The sequence below is a fragment of the Paraburkholderia strydomiana genome, assembly GCF_046030495.1.
Lineage (GTDB): Bacteria > Pseudomonadota > Gammaproteobacteria > Burkholderiales > Burkholderiaceae > Paraburkholderia > Paraburkholderia strydomiana_A.
This window is the reverse complement of the sequence record NZ_JAQQCJ010000011.1, coordinates 163023-177852: the sequence shown is the minus strand read 5'-3', so window position 1 is coordinate 177852 and position 14830 is coordinate 163023. Positions and strand designations below refer to the sequence as shown.

17 protein-coding genes and 1 riboswitch are annotated in these 14830 nt (G+C 63.4%); of the genes, 11 read left to right on the top strand and 6 right to left on the bottom strand.

Annotation, left to right across the window (positions count from 1 at the left end; all coding sequences use genetic code 11):
• Positions 1 to 29: 29 nt before the first annotated feature.
• Positions 30 to 776 carry a bifunctional NADP-dependent 3-hydroxy acid dehydrogenase/3-hydroxypropionate dehydrogenase YdfG gene (ydfG, locus tag PQQ53_RS16865; RefSeq protein ID WP_408324983.1) on the bottom strand — a complete coding sequence of 249 codons (747 nt, stop codon included), beginning with the start codon at positions 774 to 776 and terminating at the stop codon, positions 30 to 32.
• Between the two features lie 238 nt (positions 777 to 1014).
• A riboswitch (ZMP/ZTP riboswitch) is annotated at positions 1015 to 1123 on the top strand.
• 166 nt (positions 1124 to 1289) lie between these two features.
• Between ydfG and glyA the strand changes: the two genes are divergently transcribed.
• From glyA to PQQ53_RS16830, 7 genes are all read left to right on the top strand, one after another.
• Positions 1290 to 2537 (top strand): serine hydroxymethyltransferase, encoded by a 1248-nt coding sequence (gene glyA, locus PQQ53_RS16860; protein WP_408144234.1) that lies wholly within the window; start codon positions 1290 to 1292, stop codon positions 2535 to 2537.
• A 6-nt stretch (positions 2538 to 2543) separates the two neighbouring features.
• Positions 2544 to 3026 carry a transcriptional regulator NrdR gene (gene nrdR / locus PQQ53_RS16855; protein WP_042328342.1) on the top strand — a complete coding sequence of 161 codons (483 nt, stop codon included), beginning with the start codon at positions 2544 to 2546 and terminating at the stop codon, positions 3024 to 3026.
• Positions 3027 to 3222: 196 nt separating this feature from the next.
• Complete coding sequence (locus PQQ53_RS16850) at positions 3223 to 3789, top strand: GspH/FimT family pseudopilin (RefSeq protein WP_408324981.1); 567 nt, start codon at positions 3223 to 3225, stop codon at positions 3787 to 3789.
• Positions 3786 to 4232 carry a type IV pilus modification PilV family protein gene (locus tag PQQ53_RS16845; RefSeq protein ID WP_408144238.1) on the top strand — a complete coding sequence of 149 codons (447 nt, stop codon included), beginning with the start codon at positions 3786 to 3788 and terminating at the stop codon, positions 4230 to 4232. The genes PQQ53_RS16850 and PQQ53_RS16845 overlap by 4 nt, the downstream gene beginning before the upstream one ends.
• Entirely contained in the window at positions 4229 to 5038 is an 810-nt protein-coding gene (locus tag PQQ53_RS16840) for a PilW family protein (RefSeq protein WP_408324979.1), read from the top strand. The genes PQQ53_RS16845 and PQQ53_RS16840 overlap by 4 nt, the downstream gene beginning before the upstream one ends.
• A 116-nt stretch (positions 5039 to 5154) precedes the next feature.
• The gene (locus PQQ53_RS16835) at positions 5155 to 5646 is read left to right on the top strand and encodes a pilus assembly PilX family protein (RefSeq protein ID WP_408325018.1); all 492 of its coding nucleotides are present in this window, start codon (positions 5155 to 5157) and stop codon (positions 5644 to 5646) included.
• Between the two features lie 10 nt (positions 5647 to 5656).
• Positions 5657 to 6088: a type IV pilin protein gene (locus PQQ53_RS16830; protein ID WP_408154759.1), complete on the top strand. Its 432-nt coding sequence runs from the start codon at positions 5657 to 5659 to the stop codon at positions 6086 to 6088.
• A 175-nt stretch (positions 6089 to 6263) separates the two neighbouring features.
• Here the strand turns inward: PQQ53_RS16830 and PQQ53_RS16825 are convergent, their stop codons facing one another.
• The 3 genes from PQQ53_RS16825 to PQQ53_RS16815 form a co-directional block, all read right to left on the bottom strand.
• Complete coding sequence (locus PQQ53_RS16825; protein WP_408144243.1) at positions 6264 to 6737, bottom strand: DUF3318 domain-containing protein; 474 nt, start codon at positions 6735 to 6737, stop codon at positions 6264 to 6266.
• 144 nt (positions 6738 to 6881) lie between these two features.
• A complete protein-coding gene (locus PQQ53_RS16820) occupies positions 6882 to 7268 on the bottom strand; it encodes a phage holin family protein (protein ID WP_408144245.1) in 387 nt (128 codons plus the stop codon).
• A 129-nt stretch (positions 7269 to 7397) separates the two neighbouring features.
• A complete protein-coding gene (locus PQQ53_RS16815; protein WP_007179108.1) occupies positions 7398 to 7700 on the bottom strand; it encodes an ElaB/YgaM/YqjD family protein in 303 nt (100 codons plus the stop codon).
• Positions 7701 to 8052: 352 nt separating this feature from the next.
• Here PQQ53_RS16815 and PQQ53_RS16810 point away from each other — a divergent pair, with 352 nt between their 5' ends.
• On the top strand, positions 8053 to 8691 hold the full coding sequence (locus tag PQQ53_RS16810) for a peroxiredoxin (RefSeq protein WP_408154763.1): 639 nt from the start codon (positions 8053 to 8055) through the stop codon (positions 8689 to 8691).
• A gap of 158 nt (positions 8692 to 8849) precedes the next feature.
• On the opposite strand, the gene PQQ53_RS16805 is transcribed toward PQQ53_RS16810, so the two are convergent.
• Positions 8850 to 10040 (bottom strand): acyl-CoA dehydrogenase, encoded by a 1191-nt coding sequence (locus tag PQQ53_RS16805; protein WP_408144249.1) that lies wholly within the window; start codon positions 10038 to 10040, stop codon positions 8850 to 8852.
• 94 nt (positions 10041 to 10134) lie between these two features.
• Here PQQ53_RS16805 and PQQ53_RS16800 point away from each other — a divergent pair, with 94 nt between their 5' ends.
• The gene (locus PQQ53_RS16800) at positions 10135 to 10920 is read left to right on the top strand and encodes an IclR family transcriptional regulator (RefSeq protein WP_408144251.1); all 786 of its coding nucleotides are present in this window, start codon (positions 10135 to 10137) and stop codon (positions 10918 to 10920) included.
• A gap of 84 nt (positions 10921 to 11004) precedes the next feature.
• On the opposite strand, the gene PQQ53_RS16795 is transcribed toward PQQ53_RS16800, so the two are convergent.
• Entirely contained in the window at positions 11005 to 11838 is an 834-nt protein-coding gene (locus PQQ53_RS16795) for a diguanylate phosphodiesterase (RefSeq protein WP_408144483.1), read from the bottom strand.
• Between the two features lie 314 nt (positions 11839 to 12152).
• On the opposite strand from PQQ53_RS16795, the gene hmgA reads away from it, so the two are divergent.
• Positions 12153 to 13511: a homogentisate 1,2-dioxygenase gene (gene hmgA, locus PQQ53_RS16790; RefSeq protein WP_408324977.1), complete on the top strand. Its 1359-nt coding sequence runs from the start codon at positions 12153 to 12155 to the stop codon at positions 13509 to 13511.
• Positions 13508 to 14821, top strand: a complete 1314-nt coding sequence (gene fahA / locus PQQ53_RS16785) for a fumarylacetoacetase (protein ID WP_408324975.1) — start codon at positions 13508 to 13510, stop codon at positions 14819 to 14821. Before hmgA ends, fahA begins: the two co-directional genes overlap by 4 nt.
• Positions 14822 to 14830 lie beyond the last annotated feature (9 nt).

Below are 14830 nucleotides of genomic sequence, written 5' to 3'. Positions count from 1 at the left end.
TTCAAAGTGTGCGCCCCGTCTGGCGGGCTTCAGCCGCGATGAATGGACAAGCCGGCGAACGATTGCGCCACCGGCATCAGCTCGATTGTGTTGATGTTGACGTGGGGCGGACGGGTGGCGATCCAGTAGATCGAATCCGCGATGTCCTCGGCCGTCAGGGGCTGGACGTTTTCGTACACCTTGTCGGCTTTTTCATCGTCGCCGCGATACCGGACGTTCGAGAATTCGGTGCCGCCGCACAGGCCCGGCTCGATGTCGGTGACACGCAGCGCAGTGCCGGCCAGATCGGCGCGCAGGTTCAGGCTGAACTGGCGCACGAACGCCTTGGTCGCGCCGTACACGTTGCCGCCCGCGTAGGGCCAGCGGCCCGCCACTGAGCCCAGATTGAAGATGTGTCCGCGATTGCGTTCGATCATGCCGGGCAGCAGCGCATGCGTGACCTGCACGAGGCCCGTGCAGTTGGTCTCGATCATGGTGTTCCATTCGTCGAGACTGGCCTTTTGCGCCGGTTCGACGCCGAGCGCGAGGCCGGCGTTGTTGACCAGCACGTCGATCGCGGCGAACTCGGCCGGCAGCGCGGCGGGCGCCGCTTCGACGGCGGCGCGGTCGCGCACGTCGAGCTCGTACGGCAGCAGCGCGTCGCCGAGTTCGTCGGCGAGCGCCTGCAGACGGTCTTTGCGGCGCGCGGTGGCGACGACGCGATGGCCGCCTTTGACGAAGGCGCGGGCGATGGCGGCGCCGAATCCCGCGGACGCTCCGGTGACGAACACGATCATTGCAGTTCCCTGGTCGGTAAAAGAGAAAGGCCCCAAGCCTACTTCCAATGCGGCGCTGCGGCAAGGATGAACGAGCCGTATGAGGGGCTGTGACAGGGGGGCGCAGCGGATTCCCGGCGTGCTTGCGGATGCCGTTTGCGCATTGCGGGAGGCGCCGCGGCGACCCGTCCCGCCGGCCTGCGCCGCTGCGCCCGGAAGCCGGTTGCCTATTCGATCCTCTTCCAATAAACTAACGCGCTCGACCCTGCGTGACTGGCGATAGAACCGATTCAACCAATCGGGTTCAAGGTGGAACAACCCACCGTGAAGCGCAGGGTGCCGTTTTGCCGTTCGCCTGGGCAGCCGTGATCCGCGCGCGTTTATCTGCGCTGACGGTGGCTGTCCTGCCTCGCGTGTGCGGCGACTCTCCATTCGCCACGTCAGGGCTGGCCCAGCCGCCAGCAGCGCTGCGTACCCTCTACGCAAGATTCGGCGCATGATCCGGTCAACCTGAACACACTCAACGGAATCCGTATGTTTGACAGAGCCCAAAGCACCATCGCCAACGTCGATCCTGAACTCTGGAAGGTCATCGAGCAGGAAAACCGCCGTCAGGAAGAGCACATCGAACTGATCGCGTCGGAAAACTACACGAGCCCGGCTGTGATGGCTGCGCAAGGCTCGCAACTCACCAACAAGTACGCCGAAGGGTATCCGGGCAAGCGCTACTACGGCGGCTGCGAATACGTCGACATCGCTGAGCAGCTCGCGATCGACCGCGTGAAGGAGCTGTTCGGCGCCGAAGCCGCCAACGTGCAGCCGAACTCCGGCTCGCAGGCGAACCAGGGCGTGTTCTTCGCGATGCTCAAGCCGGGCGACACGATCATGGGCATGAGCCTCGCGCACGGCGGCCACCTGACCCACGGCTCGCCGGTCAACATGTCCGGCAAGTGGTTCAACGTGGTGAGCTATGGCCTGAACGAAGCCGAAGACATCGACTACGACGCCGCGGAAAAGCTCGCGCAGGAACACAAGCCGAAGCTGATCATCGCGGGCGCGTCGGCTTTCGCGCTGCGTATCGATTTCGAACGTCTGTCGAAGATCGCCAAGTCGGTCGGCGCGTACTTCATGGTCGACATGGCGCACTATGCCGGTTTGATCGCCGCGGGCGTCTACCCGAACCCGGTGCCGCACGCGGACTTCGTCACCACCACCACGCACAAGAGCCTGCGCGGCCCGCGCGGCGGCGTGATCCTGATGAAGGCCGAGTTCGAAAAGCAGATCAACTCGGCCATCTTCCCGGGCATCCAGGGCGGTCCGCTGATGCACGTGATCGCCGGCAAGGCCGTCGCGTTCAAGGAAGCGCTGTCGCCGGAATTCAAGGTGTACCAGCAACAGGTCGTCGAAAACGCGCGCGTTCTGGCTGAAACGCTGGTCAAGCGTGGTCTGCGCATCGTGTCGGGCCGCACCGAAAGCCACGTGATGCTGGTCGACCTGCGCGCGAAGAAGATCACCGGAAAGGCAGCGGAAGCGGCCCTCGGCGCGGCGCACATCACCGTCAACAAGAACGCGATTCCGAACGATCCGGAAAAGCCGTTCGTGACGAGCGGCGTGCGTCTCGGCTCGCCGGCCATGACCACGCGTGGCTTTGGCGTCAAGGAAGCCGAGCTGGTGGGTAACCTGATTGCCGACGTGCTGGACAATCCGGAAGACACCGCCACGATCGACCGCGTGCGCGGCCAGGTCGCCGAGCTGACGCAGCGTTTCCCGGTCTACAAGTAAGCCGTCATGCATTGTCCCTTCTGCCGGCACGCCGATACGCAGGTCGTCGACTCGCGCGTATCCGAAGACGGCGCGACGATTCGCCGGCGCCGCCGCTGCCCGGCCTGCGACAAACGTTTCACGACGTATGAGCGGGTCGAGCTGGCGTTGCCGTCGGTCGTCAAGAAGGATGGCAGCCGCACGGAATTCGACCGCCGCAAGATCGTCGCGAGCATGCAACTGGCGCTGCGCAAGCGCCCGGTGGCGGCGGACGCGATCGACGCGGCGGTCGCCCGCATCGAGTATCAATTGCTCGGCAGCGGCGAGCGCGAGGTGCGCAGCGAGCGCCTCGGCGAACTCGTCATGAACGAGTTGCGTGCTCTCGACACCATTGCCTACGTTCGTTTCGCCTCCGTTTACCGGCGCTTCGAAGACGTCTCCGAATTCGAAGACGTGATCGAAGAATTTCGCCGCGCCTCTTCTCCGCCCAAGCCTGCGCGTAAGCGCTGACTGTCGTCGCGCTGCGCATTGTGCCTGCGCAGCCGTGGTCCCACGCGTTAATTCGCGCATCAGTCTCTCCCGCTCCTTGATGGTTCGTCGCGTGCATTTTTGCGCGGGATAGCGTCCGAATACCATCTGGCCATCCGGCCGATTGTCGAACCGTTCGCGAGTCGCTAGATTGGCTGCATTCTCCCAACGATCAGGAATGCAGATGAAATACGATGCGCTTTGCTGGCCGTCGCGCGGCGGCTTCACGCTTGTCGAAACGCTGGCGGTGGTCGCGCTGCTGGCGGTGATCGCGGTCATGGCCACGCCGTCGTTCGTCGCGTGGCACGTGCGCGATCAGGTCGACGCACGTGCGAAGGCGTTTGTGTCGACACTCGCCTACGCGCGCAGCGAATCGTTTCGCCGCGGCGCACGCGTCACCGTGTGCCGGATCGATGCGGCGCGAGCTTGCCTTGCCGCCGGACAGTCTTGTGGCGACGGCATCACCGACTGGTCATGCGGCTGGGCCGTACTGGCTGAGCGCGGCGGCACGCTCTCGCTGCTGCGAGCACAACCGCTGCTTGCTGCGGTGAGTATTACCGGCGTGCAGACGAATCTCACGTTCACGCCCCCGGCGGGCCAATTGATCGGCGCTTTCCGCAGTTTCGATATTGCGCCGCGAACGCCCACCAAAGCGACGCAAGGCGACAAGTGGCGGCGCTGTATCCGTATTGCGGCGGGCGGTCGCGCGCGACTCGCCGAGGGCGCCTGCGGAGCGGCGTCATGATGCGCGATTCACCGACCTACGGCTCGCGCCGCTGCGCAGCGACGTGCCGGGGCAGTTCGTTGATTGAGGTCATGCTGGCCGTCGCGTTGATCGCCGTAACGGCGCTAGGCCTGATCGCCGGTCAACTATGGACCGCACGGGAAGCGCGCGCGATGTCGATGCGCGAACACGCGGCGTGGATCGCTGATTCCGTTGCCGAGGCGGCCTATGCACCTTCGACAATGGATGCTGCAACCCGGCAATGGAGCGCACGGGCAAACATGCTCCTGCCACACGGCGAGGCGTCGGTAGGCGAGAGCGCGGGCGTGTCGGCGGCGCTTGTGACATGGGCAGCCGTGCACGATATGCCGCGTACCGATGAGGTAATCGACAAACCGGAGTCTTGTGGCGGCGCGGATGTTCCCGCCGGCTCGTCGTGCGTCGCATTGGCGTTTGCGAAATGATGCGGCGTTGGCATACAGCTTCCGGTCATACGTTGCTCGAGTTTGTGATCGCCATGGCGTTGGGGCTCGTAGTGACGGCGGGCGCAGTGTCGCTCTATACGACGCAGCGAAGCGCGTTCGAACACGCGAGCAACGCGATGCGAATGCGCGAGGCTGGCTTGACCGCGCTGACGTTGATCGGCCAGCAACTGCAAATGACCAGCTTCGTCCCTGCGGACGTTCTGCATTACGACGGTCCTCCGGCGTTGTTCGGATGTTCAGGTGGCCGCCCGACGGGTGCGGACGACAGCATTGTTTGCACGAAACTGTCGGGCGGCTCGGACGGCGTCGTCGTCCGCTATGTAGGAGATAGTGTGTCCGCGTGGCCATCGACAAGCGGGCAAGCAACCGATTGTCTCGGACAAGCCGTAACAGCCGGCACCGCGATGCTCGCCGGCCAAGGCGCGCTGGTGGTCAACCGGTACTTTGCCAATATCAGCACGTCGAGCGGCGAGCCGGAGCTTTACTGCGAAGGCAATGGCAACTCGGGGTCCGCGCAGCCGCTGGTCGAGGGTGTCGAGCGAGTACGGATCAAATACTGGCTGGCTGGCGCTCCTGACGCGATGGATGCTTCAGCGGTTCAGGCTGACCAATGGCCGGCTATCGTTGCCGTCGACCTTTGCGTGCTGGTACGCGGCGCGCCAGAGGGGCAGCGTTCACGCTACGTCGATTGCGACGGCGTCAGCACGCTCGGGGCCGACCAGCGGCCGCGACAAGCTTTCTCGCGGCGCGTGGCGCTACGCAATCAGGCGGAGGTTTCACTGTGATCGAGCGACAGGCAACAGCGGTGCTGCGCCGCATGCATGGGAAGCGCGAGCGGCGTAAGAATGAGCCGCAGCCCGTACGCTTACTTCGCCTTAGCCTCAGTGGTCATGCTGCACTTATGCGTCACAGCGGCGTCGTTCTGCCGATTGTGCTGCTGATCTCAGCCATGATGCTGGCGACCTCGGCAGCCTGGTTCGAAACATCGCTCGCGGCTGCTCGCGCAACCACCGACGTGCGCGACTATTTGCAGGCTTTCCACGCTGCGGACTCGGCGCTGAACCTGTGCGCCCGGAGCGTTATTGCTGCTGGTGCCGACGCTCCCGCAGCGCCGCAAGCCGCGTATGGCGAGCCGGCGCAATGGAAACTCGAAAGCGCGTTCGAAGCCGGCGCCGTCACGCCTGTCGCGCAATGGTCCGGCTCGTCGCGCGCGCCGCAGTGTCTGATCGAGGCGTGGCGTCTATCCACCCGCGCTGAAGCTCGCGCGTATTTACTGACGGCGCGTGGTTTCGGCCGGACCGGTGAGTCCCAGGCATGGCTTCAGATGGAACTGGTGATCGACGGCGAGACGATCGAGCGTCATTGGCGACGGGTCGCTGCACGGCCATTTTGACGGGAGGTGCATGATGAGAACGTACACATCCGCATTCACGTTGCTCGAACTGATGATCGCGCTGGCAGTAGCCGCGACGCTGGCCGCGTTTGCCGTGCCTTCGTATCGCAGTCACGTGGCGCGAACCCATCGTATCGACGCGGCGTCCGCGTTGTATCGGGCAGCGCAATTCGTCGAGGGCGCGGCGAGCGATGGCATGTCGACGCTGCCGCCCGGTTTGGACCAGGCGCCGCAGTTCGGTACGCCGATTTATCGTTTGCACGTGTTGCCGGCGGACGACACAAACGGCGGCTACGCCATCGAGGCGGCGCCGGAACAATCCGGCCCGATGGGCGACGACCCGTGCGGTACGTTTGCGCTTGATGCGACGGGCCAGCGGGGCAATAGAAGCGTTGCTGGCGGGGTAGCCCCGGCAAGCAGCGAATGCTGGAGTACGACCTAGCGGATTAACGACTCAGCGGAGACGTCGAAACTGAGCAACTGAGCAACCCGGCCGCCAGCCCCCAGCCCCCAGCCACCAGCCACCAGCCACCAGCCACCAGCCACCAGCCACCAGCCACCAGCCACCAGCCATCAGCCATCAGCCATCCGCCATCAGCCCACTCCGCCGCATCCACTTAATACCCGCTATCCGTCGACTCGGCCTTCACGCCGGCAGACGACCCGGAATCGCGTTTCATCTGCTGCCAGATCCGATACGCTTCCCAGGCCGCGAGGCCTAGGCTGCCCCATTTGAGCGCGGGTTTTGCACCAGCGACGACGGTCGCGCGCAGTGGCTTGGCGATTAGCATCGAAATGACCGAGCTGACGAACGGATACTGCTTGAGCAACGCCCCAATGGTTCCTGCATTGACGAAGTGTGCCTTCGAGCCGCTGCCGGTCCGCATGCCGCCAAAGCCCGGCAGGATGAATTTCAGCCAGCTGAAGTGCGTGACCGCCTGCCGCAAATCGAGGGTCGCCTGAGCGAGTTCCATGCGCTCGACATCCGCACGCACCATCAGCAATTCCTTGCGCAGCGCGCGCAAGTGCGGCGCGCTCAACTCTTTGGCGTGGTGGCGCTTGCTACGGAATGCGGTATCGGAATGGCTCATGGCGTGTCGGCGGCAGTGTGGGTGGGACAGTCAACGACGCAACTAGGCGACGAGGCTAACGACGAGACTAAACGGTGCTACATGTTGCTTGCGAATCTCAATTAAGGCGCGAAACGTTGAAGCTCGCCCGTCGCGCCTTGCGTGTCACGGCTTGCGGAACACTTCGCGGTCTTTCTCGAACTCTGCGATGGTCGCTTCGAAAACCAGCGGCGCGTTGCGCAAGCCGCTGCGCGCTTTCAGCGCACAGGCGAGGCCGGCAATCGCATAGACCGCCGTGATGCCGGCGAGCGCCTGCCATCGGTAGGTGTCCCAGAATGCGATGGCGATCAGCGCAGTCAGGGCGATCAGCGCCATGGTGGCCAGCATCATCGCCGCGAGGCCGAGGAACAGCACGCCGAGCAGGCGGTCTTTTTCTTCGGCGATTTCGATGCCGACCAGTTCAAGCCGCGTCTGCAGAATCGCAAACACGGAACCGATAATGCGGCGCAGCGGACTATGTTCTCCGCGCTGCGATTGGGTGTCGATCGTCATGGCTGTGGGCGTTGCGCGTGAGGGCGCGTGAGAAGCGTGCGCGCCAAGAGAAGCGGACCGGCCAGGCGTGCGCCGGTCAACTCGAATACTGATGCGCCGGACCAGCTTCGTCCGACAGCCGCACCAGCGTTACTTGCGGTTGATCAACAGCCCCAGCAGCACGCCAGCGCCCGCGGCAATTCCGATGGACGCCCACGGATGCTCATGCACATAATCGTCGGTGGCGCGGGCAGCCTTCTTACCTTTTTCGACTACCACGACCTGCACGTCAGCCGCCTTTTCCTTAGCCTGCTTCAGGCGCGTGAGCGCCGTTTCACGCAATTCCGACGCGCGCTCGCCCGTGGCGCTCGCGGCTTGTTTCAGCAGATCCTCGGCGTCCGCGAGGACGGTTTTGATATCCGACATCAATCTCTCCTTGTTGATTTCCGACATTGACAGCTCCCCTTTATCTCACGCCACGCGTGAATCGTAACCAAAGAAACGGCCGCTGGCGAGCGCAGTGCCCGGTCGAGTCGAATCGATGCACGAACCATTCCCGGTTACGCAAAGTACGAAAAACTCACCCTGAAGGGTAGCCCCAACCAAAGTTTGCTTAAGATGGAGTTGATCTGTCCCGCAAAGTTTCAACCAAATCGGCGAAAATTACAAAAACGCATAAAGTAGTGACGCGATGTTCCTTCGTCATGTAGTGTGCCTGCCGTATGCTTTATGTTCCGCGAGACGTTGCGGGCAAACGCTCGCGCCGAATCCGATATCTGAACTGGTACCCACAGGAGGATCCACCATGAGTCTACGTCTTGGCGATATTGCGCCGGATTTTGAGCAGGAATCGAGTGTCGGCCGCATCAAGTTTCATGAATGGCTCGGCGATAGTTGGGGTGTGCTGTTCTCGCACCCCGCCGACTTCACGCCGGTCTGCACAACCGAACTCGGCCTGACCGCGAAACTCGCCGACGAATTCGAAAAACGCGGTGTGAAGACGATTGCGTTGTCGGTCGACAGCGCTGAGTCGCACAAGGAGTGGATCAAGGACATTAACGAGACTCAAGCCGCCAGCGTCGGCTTTCCGATTCTCGCCGATGGCGATCGCAAGGTCTCCGAGCTGTACGACATGATCCACCCGAACGCGAGCGAAACCTTCACGGTCCGCTCGCTGTTCGTGATCGATCCGAAGAAGAAGGTGCGTCTCACCATTACGTATCCCGCCAGCACCGGCCGTAACTTCGACGAAGTGCTGCGCGTGATCGACTCGCTGCAACTGACGGACAACCACTCGGTTGCGACGCCGGGCAACTGGAAGCAGGGCGATGACGTGGTGATCGTTCCGTCGCTGAAGGACGAGGAAGTCATCAAGCAGAAATTCCCGAAGGGCTACAAGGCGCTGCGTCCGTACCTGCGCATGACGCCGCAGCCGAACAAGTGAGCGTCTGATGCACTGCGGAACGCACGACTGGCGATAACGCGATCACGCGGAGTCGCAATGACAAAAGGCCGGTTCAACATGAACCGGCCTTTTGTCATTGAGCGGCGTGATCGCGCCGTGCTCGACGCGACAACACAATCAACGCCTCAGCAACGCCATCAGAAAAACGCCTGAATGCCCGTTTGCGCGCGACCGAGAATCAGCGCGTGAATATCGTGCGTGCCTTCGTAGGTGTTCACCACTTCGAGGTTCACGAGATGGCGGGCGACACCGAACTCGTCCGAAATGCCGTTGCCGCCGAGCATGTCGCGCGCGAGCCGCGCAATGTCCAGCGCCTTGCCGCATGAGTTGCGCTTCATGATCGACGTGATCTCGACGGCGGCGGTGCCTTCGTCCTTCATGCGGCCGAGGCGCAGCACGCCTTGCAGGCCGAGCGTGATTTCGGTCTGCATGTCGGCGAGCTTCTTCTGGATCAACTGGTTCGCGGCGAGCGGCCGGCCGAACTGCTTGCGATCGAGCACGTACTGGCGCGCGGTGTGCCAGCAGGCTTCGGCGGCGCCGAGCGCGCCCCAGGCGATGCCGTAGCGCGCCGAGTTCAGACACGTGAACGGGCCGCGCAGGCCACCCACATTCGGCAGACGGTTTTCTTCCGGCACGAACACTTCGTCCATCACGATTTCGCCGGTGATCGACGCGCGCAGGCCCACCTTGCTATGGATGGTCGGCGCGGACAGTCCCTTCCACCCCTTCTCCAGGATGAAGCCGCGAATCGTGTCCTTGCCGTCTTCCTCGAGCTTCGCCCACACGACGAACACGTCGGCGATCGGCGAATTGGTGATCCACATCTTCGAGCCCGACAGCGAATAGCCGCCGTCGACCTTCTTCGCCCGCGTGACCATGCTGCCCGGATCGGAACCGTGGTTCGGCTCGGTCAGGCCGAAGCAGCCGATCCATTCGCCGGAGGCGAGCTTCGGCAGGTACTTCTGCTTCTGCGCGTCGGAGCCGAATTCGTTGATCGGCACCATCACCAGCGACGATTGCACCGACATCATCGAGCGATAGCCGGAATCGACGCGCTCCACTTCACGCGCGATCAGCCCGTACGCGACGTAGTTCAGGCCGGGGCCGCCGTATTGCTCGGGAATCGTCGGGCCGAGCAGGCCGAGCTCGCCCATCTCGCGAAAGATCTCGATGTCGGTCTTCTCATGACGGAACGCTTCGAGCACGCGCGGCTGCAGCTTGTCCTGCGCATAGGCCGCGGCGGCGTCGCGCACCATGCGTTCGTCTTCGGTGAGCTGCTGATCCAGCAGCAGCGGGTCTTCCCAATGAAACTGCGCGGCTTCGGCCATGACGTATCTCCTGATCTCTTGCGCGATCCAAGCTTGACTTAAGTTCCGCCAAGCGAAACAATGTTTTGCAAACGACGACCGAGTGTACCACCCGATGACGCACACATCCACTTTCTCCGAACCCATCGACGAGCGCAAATTCGTCGTCGCCCTGGCACGCGGGCTGGATCTGCTGCGTGCGTTCAAGCCTGGCGAAACGATGCTCGGCAACCGCGATTTCGTCGCGCGCACGGGCTTGCCGAAGGCGACCGTCAACCGTCTCGCCTACACGCTGACGGTGCTCGGCTATCTGCGGCTCGATGAATCCCACGGCAAATATGCGCTCGATGCCGGCGTGCTGTCGCTCGGTTTCGCGCTGCTATCGGGCACCGACACGCTCGAACTCGCTCGCCCGCATATGCGCGCGTTTGCGCGCGAAGTGGGCGCGGCGGTGTCGCTCGGGTGCCGCGACGGGCTCGACATGATCTATCTCGACACGATCCGCAGCGAAACCGCGCTGACGCTCGGCCTCGCATCCGGCTCGAAACTGTCGATGCTGACGAGTTCGATGGGTCGCGCGTACCTGGCGGTCCAGCCGGCCGACACGCGCGCGGCGTTATTGGCCGAACTCCGCAAGAACGCGGGGAAGGTCGGCGCGACGCTGGTGGCCGATGCCGAAAAGGAAATCGAGGCATTCGCCACGGAGCGCTGCTGCTATTCGTTTCGTGCGTGGCACGACGATGTGAACGCGGTCGCGGTGCCGTTTCGCGAACCGCGCGACGGGCGCTGGCTGGTGCTCAGTTGCAGCGGGCCGGCGTCGTCGATGGGCGAGGAGGTGTTTCGCGAAAATGTCGCGCCGCGTTTGAAGGCGCTCGCGCGACGTCTGGGCGAACCGGGCTGAAGCCGTCAAGCCGGCTGTGGCAAGCAGAAGCGGGACGCACGCATCGTGCATCGCGGACATTGCCCACCTCACGCTCTCGCGCTATCAGGCCGCCCGGTCGTGATAGTGCGCCGTGAATAACGGCCCTTGCACGAAGCGAACGTCGTACTGCTGCAATGCGAGGAACTGCGCTTCATCCATCACGCGATTGAAAATCAGTGGAATCCGCAGCCTGCCCGCATAGCCGACGAGCGGCTTCACCGTCGCGTCGCGCAACGCGGTGCCGGCATCCATCTTGATGAAGTCGAGCCGCGCCGTTTCCGATACCGACAGAATCTGCCCCGCGTTGGACAGGTTGCCCGCCACCTTGAAGCCGTAGTGCTGGTAGCTCCTCGTCAAATAGCCGAGAAAAGTCTTATGCGCGACCGCCGCCGCCGGCAATTCGATCACCACCCGCGACGGGTTCAATCCGAACGACATCAGCACGGTCGAGAAATGCCGTCCGTGATCGTACTTCACGCTCTTGAGCAAACGCTCGTGCACGCGCAGAAACAGCAGCCCATGCCGCTGCGCGCCGAAGAAATTGATCGCGTGCAGCGCGCGTGACATCCGGTCGAGCGCGACCAGTTCCTGATCGTTGCCGACGCGGTCGAACGGATCGAACACGTCGAACGGCGCCGCGCCGAGTTGATGGGTGACGGCCTGGAAGCCGAGTTCGTCGCCGAAACGGTCCACTCCCTCGGCCCCCGACGACAGCGACTGCGCCAACGCATGCACGCTGATATCGAAGATCGGCTCGTAGGCGCTCGCGAGCTGGATGTCCTCGAACCGTGCGAGCGCGATGTCGCTATGCTCGCCTTGCCCCATCACCAGATGTTCGCCGAGAAAAGGGTGAGCGGCGGCGCGGGTAACGAGATCGGTGATGGTCGGCGGAATCATGAAGGCGAATGAATGGCGATGGTGAATGCGCACACGGCGCTCGGCAACGCGACTCGATTGCCGCATGCGTTGATGGTAGCAGTCCGCAATCCGCGCACATGAACAAAATGCTCATAACGTTATCCGCCGCTCATGCGTACGTACGAACGGTAACGCCTGCCGCCGTGGTACTTCAGGGTATACGTTAATTTCACCATTCATAATTCGTTTTACTATTCGTAAATTGCAGGCTGAGTGCTGATTTCGCCGGCCGCTTATCCGAGCCGCAGTCGAGGCGACACGAAACGATTCGAGCATCAACGGAGAACCCTGGTATGGACACCCCCACACGTACGCCGCTTCGTAGTCCGCCTGCCGCCAGTTCGCGGCTCGACATCGAGCCGGGCTATCAATCGGGTTTCGCGAACGAATTCGCGACCGAGGCGTTGCCCGGCGCCCTGCCGGAAGGCCGCAACTCGCCGCAGCGCGCGGCCTATGGCCTGTATGCCGAACAGTTGTCCGGCACCGCGTTCACCGCGCCGCGCGGTCATAACCGCCGATCGTGGCTGTACCGGATTCGTCCGGCGGCCATGCACAAGCCGTTCACGCCGCTACCGTCGGAGCGGCTCGTCGCCAATTTCGCCGACGTGCCGCCGACGCCGCCGAACCAGTTGCGCTGGGACCCGTTGCCGATGCCGGCCGAGCCGACCGATTTCATCGACGGCTGGGTGACGATGGCCGGCAATGGCGCCGCAGAAGCGATGAATGGCTGCGCGATTCATCTGTACGCGGCGAACCGCTCGATGCACGAGCGCTTCTTCTATAACGCCGACGGCGAATTGCTGATCGTGCCGCAGGAAGGCGGCCTCGAGATCGCGACCGAAATGGGCCGCATCGAACTCGCGCCCTTCGAGATCGCGGTGATCCCGCGTGGCGTGCGCTTCGCGGTGAACCTGCCGGACGGCGCGGCGCGCGGCTATATCTGCGAGAACTTCGGCGCGCTGCTGCGCTTGCCGGACCTCGGCCCGATCGGCTCGAACGGTCTCGCCAATCCGCGCGACTTCCTCACGCCGCATGCCGCTTACGAAGACCGCGAAGGCGACTTCGAACTCGTCGCGAAGCTGAACGGCCAGTTGTGGCGCGCGGACATCGGCCATTCGCCGCTCGACGTGGTCGCGTGGCACGGCAACTACGCGCCGTACAAATACGACCTGCGGCGCTTCAACACGATTGGCTCGATCAGCTTCGATCACCCGGACCCATCGATCTTTCTGGTGCTGCAATCGCAAAGCGACACGCCGGGCGTCGATACGATCGACTTTGTGATCTTCCCGCCGCGCTGGCTCGCCGCAGAAGATACGTTCCGCCCGCCGTGGTTTCATCGCAACGTCGCGAGCGAGTTCATGGGGCTCGTGCATGGCGTGTACGACGCAAAGGCCGAGGGCTTTGTGCCGGGCGGGGCGAGTCTGCACAACTGCATGTCGGGTCACGGGCCGGACGCCGACACGTTCGAAAAAGCCTCGAACGGCGATACGTCGACGCCGAAGAAAGTCGGCGACACGATGGCTTTCATGTTCGAAACGCGCACGCTGATCAAACCCACCCGTTTCGCGCTCGAAACTGCCCAATTGCAGGCGCATTACTACGAATGCTGGCAAGGTCTCAAGAAACACTTCAATCCGGAGCAACGATGAACGCATCGAGCGATCTCCAGGCGACGCTCGATTCGTCGCGCAAAAGCTGGGTCGAGTCGGCCAACGATCCGGTCAACGATTTTTCGATCCAGAACCTGCCGTTCGGCATCTTTAGCGACCGGCACAACGACGCGCGCCGCGTGGGCGTGGCGATCGGCGACCAGATCGTCGACCTCGCCGCGTTGCAGAAGGCGGGGTTGTTGAACGGGTCTGCGCAAGGCGATGGGTTTGCCCGCGCCGTCGCCAGCGACACGCTGAACGACTTCATCGCGCTCGGCCGCGACGCATGGCGCAGCGTGCGCATCCAGTTGAGCATGCTGCTGGCACGCGACACCGCGACGTTGCGCGACGACACCGCGTTGCGCGCGAAGGCACTCGTACGCCAGGCCGACGCGCAACTGCATCTGCCGGTGCGGATTCCGGGCTACACCGATTTCTACTCGTCGAAAGAACACGCGACGAATGTCGGCTCGATGTTTCGTGATCCGAAGAATGCGCTGCTGCCGAACTGGTCGGAGATGCCGATCGGGTACAACGGACGGGCGTCGTCGGTGGTGGTGAGCGGCACGCCAGTGCGCCGCCCCAACGGCCAGTTGAAGCTGCCGGATCAGGAGCGTCCGGTGTTCGGCGCGTGCCGTAAGCTCGATATCGAACTGGAAACGGGCTTCGTGATCGGCGCGGGCAATGCGTTGGGCGAGCCGGTCGCGTGCGCCGACGCCGAAGCGCATATTTTCGGCATGGTGCTGCTCAACGACTGGAGCGCGCGCGACATCCAGCAATGGGAATACGTGCCGCTCGGCCCGTTCAACGCGAAGACGTTTGCGACCACGATCTCGCCGTGGATCGTCACGCTCGACGCGCTCGAACCGTTCCGCGTCGCGCAGCCGGTGCAGGCGCCGCAACCGCTCGCGTACCTGCGCCACGACGGCGAGCATGCGTTCGACATCCATCTCGAAGTGATGCTGCGCCCGCAACAGGCGAAGCAGGCAAGCACGATCGCGCGAACCAACTTCAGGCACATGTACTGGACGATGGCGCAGCAACTCGCGCATCACACGGTCTCGGGCTGCAATACGCGGGTGGGCGACCTGATGGGTTCCGGCACGATCAGCGGCCCGACCGACGATTCGTACGGCAGCCTGCTCGAACTGACATGGAACGGCAAGAAGCCGCTGGCGTTGAACGAAGGCGGAACACGCACGTTCATCGAGGACGGGGACGAGTTGACGCTGGCCGGCTGGTGCCAGGGTGATGGGTATCGCGTGGGATTTGGCGCGTGTGTGGGGGAGATTCTTCCGGCGCGGCCTTAGGGGCGCAAG

Coding starts and splice junctions, on each gene's coding strand:
- ydfG (WP_408324983.1), bottom strand. CDS start 776: ATGATCGTGTTCGTCACCGGAGCGTCCGCGGGATTCGGCGCCGCCATC.
- glyA (WP_408144234.1), top strand. CDS start 1,290: ATGTTTGACAGAGCCCAAAGCACCATCGCCAACGTCGATCCTGAACTC.
- nrdR (WP_042328342.1), top strand. CDS start 2,544: ATGCATTGTCCCTTCTGCCGGCACGCCGATACGCAGGTCGTCGACTCG.
- PQQ53_RS16850 (WP_408324981.1), top strand. CDS start 3,223: ATGCAGATGAAATACGATGCGCTTTGCTGGCCGTCGCGCGGCGGCTTC.
- PQQ53_RS16845 (WP_408144238.1), top strand. CDS start 3,786: ATGATGCGCGATTCACCGACCTACGGCTCGCGCCGCTGCGCAGCGACG.
- PQQ53_RS16840 (WP_408324979.1), top strand. CDS start 4,229: ATGATGCGGCGTTGGCATACAGCTTCCGGTCATACGTTGCTCGAGTTT.
- PQQ53_RS16835 (WP_408325018.1), top strand. CDS start 5,155: ATGCGTCACAGCGGCGTCGTTCTGCCGATTGTGCTGCTGATCTCAGCC.
- PQQ53_RS16830 (WP_408154759.1), top strand. CDS start 5,657: ATGATGAGAACGTACACATCCGCATTCACGTTGCTCGAACTGATGATC.
- PQQ53_RS16825 (WP_408144243.1), bottom strand. CDS start 6,737: ATGAGCCATTCCGATACCGCATTCCGTAGCAAGCGCCACCACGCCAAA.
- PQQ53_RS16820 (WP_408144245.1), bottom strand. CDS start 7,268: ATGACGATCGACACCCAATCGCAGCGCGGAGAACATAGTCCGCTGCGC.
- PQQ53_RS16815 (WP_007179108.1), bottom strand. CDS start 7,700: ATGTCGGAAATCAACAAGGAGAGATTGATGTCGGATATCAAAACCGTC.
- PQQ53_RS16810 (WP_408154763.1), top strand. CDS start 8,053: ATGAGTCTACGTCTTGGCGATATTGCGCCGGATTTTGAGCAGGAATCG.
- PQQ53_RS16805 (WP_408144249.1), bottom strand. CDS start 10,040: ATGGCCGAAGCCGCGCAGTTTCATTGGGAAGACCCGCTGCTGCTGGAT.
- PQQ53_RS16800 (WP_408144251.1), top strand. CDS start 10,135: ATGACGCACACATCCACTTTCTCCGAACCCATCGACGAGCGCAAATTC.
- PQQ53_RS16795 (WP_408144483.1), bottom strand. CDS start 11,838: ATGATTCCGCCGACCATCACCGATCTCGTTACCCGCGCCGCCGCTCAC.
- hmgA (WP_408324977.1), top strand. CDS start 12,153: ATGGACACCCCCACACGTACGCCGCTTCGTAGTCCGCCTGCCGCCAGT.
- fahA (WP_408324975.1), top strand. CDS start 13,508: ATGAACGCATCGAGCGATCTCCAGGCGACGCTCGATTCGTCGCGCAAA.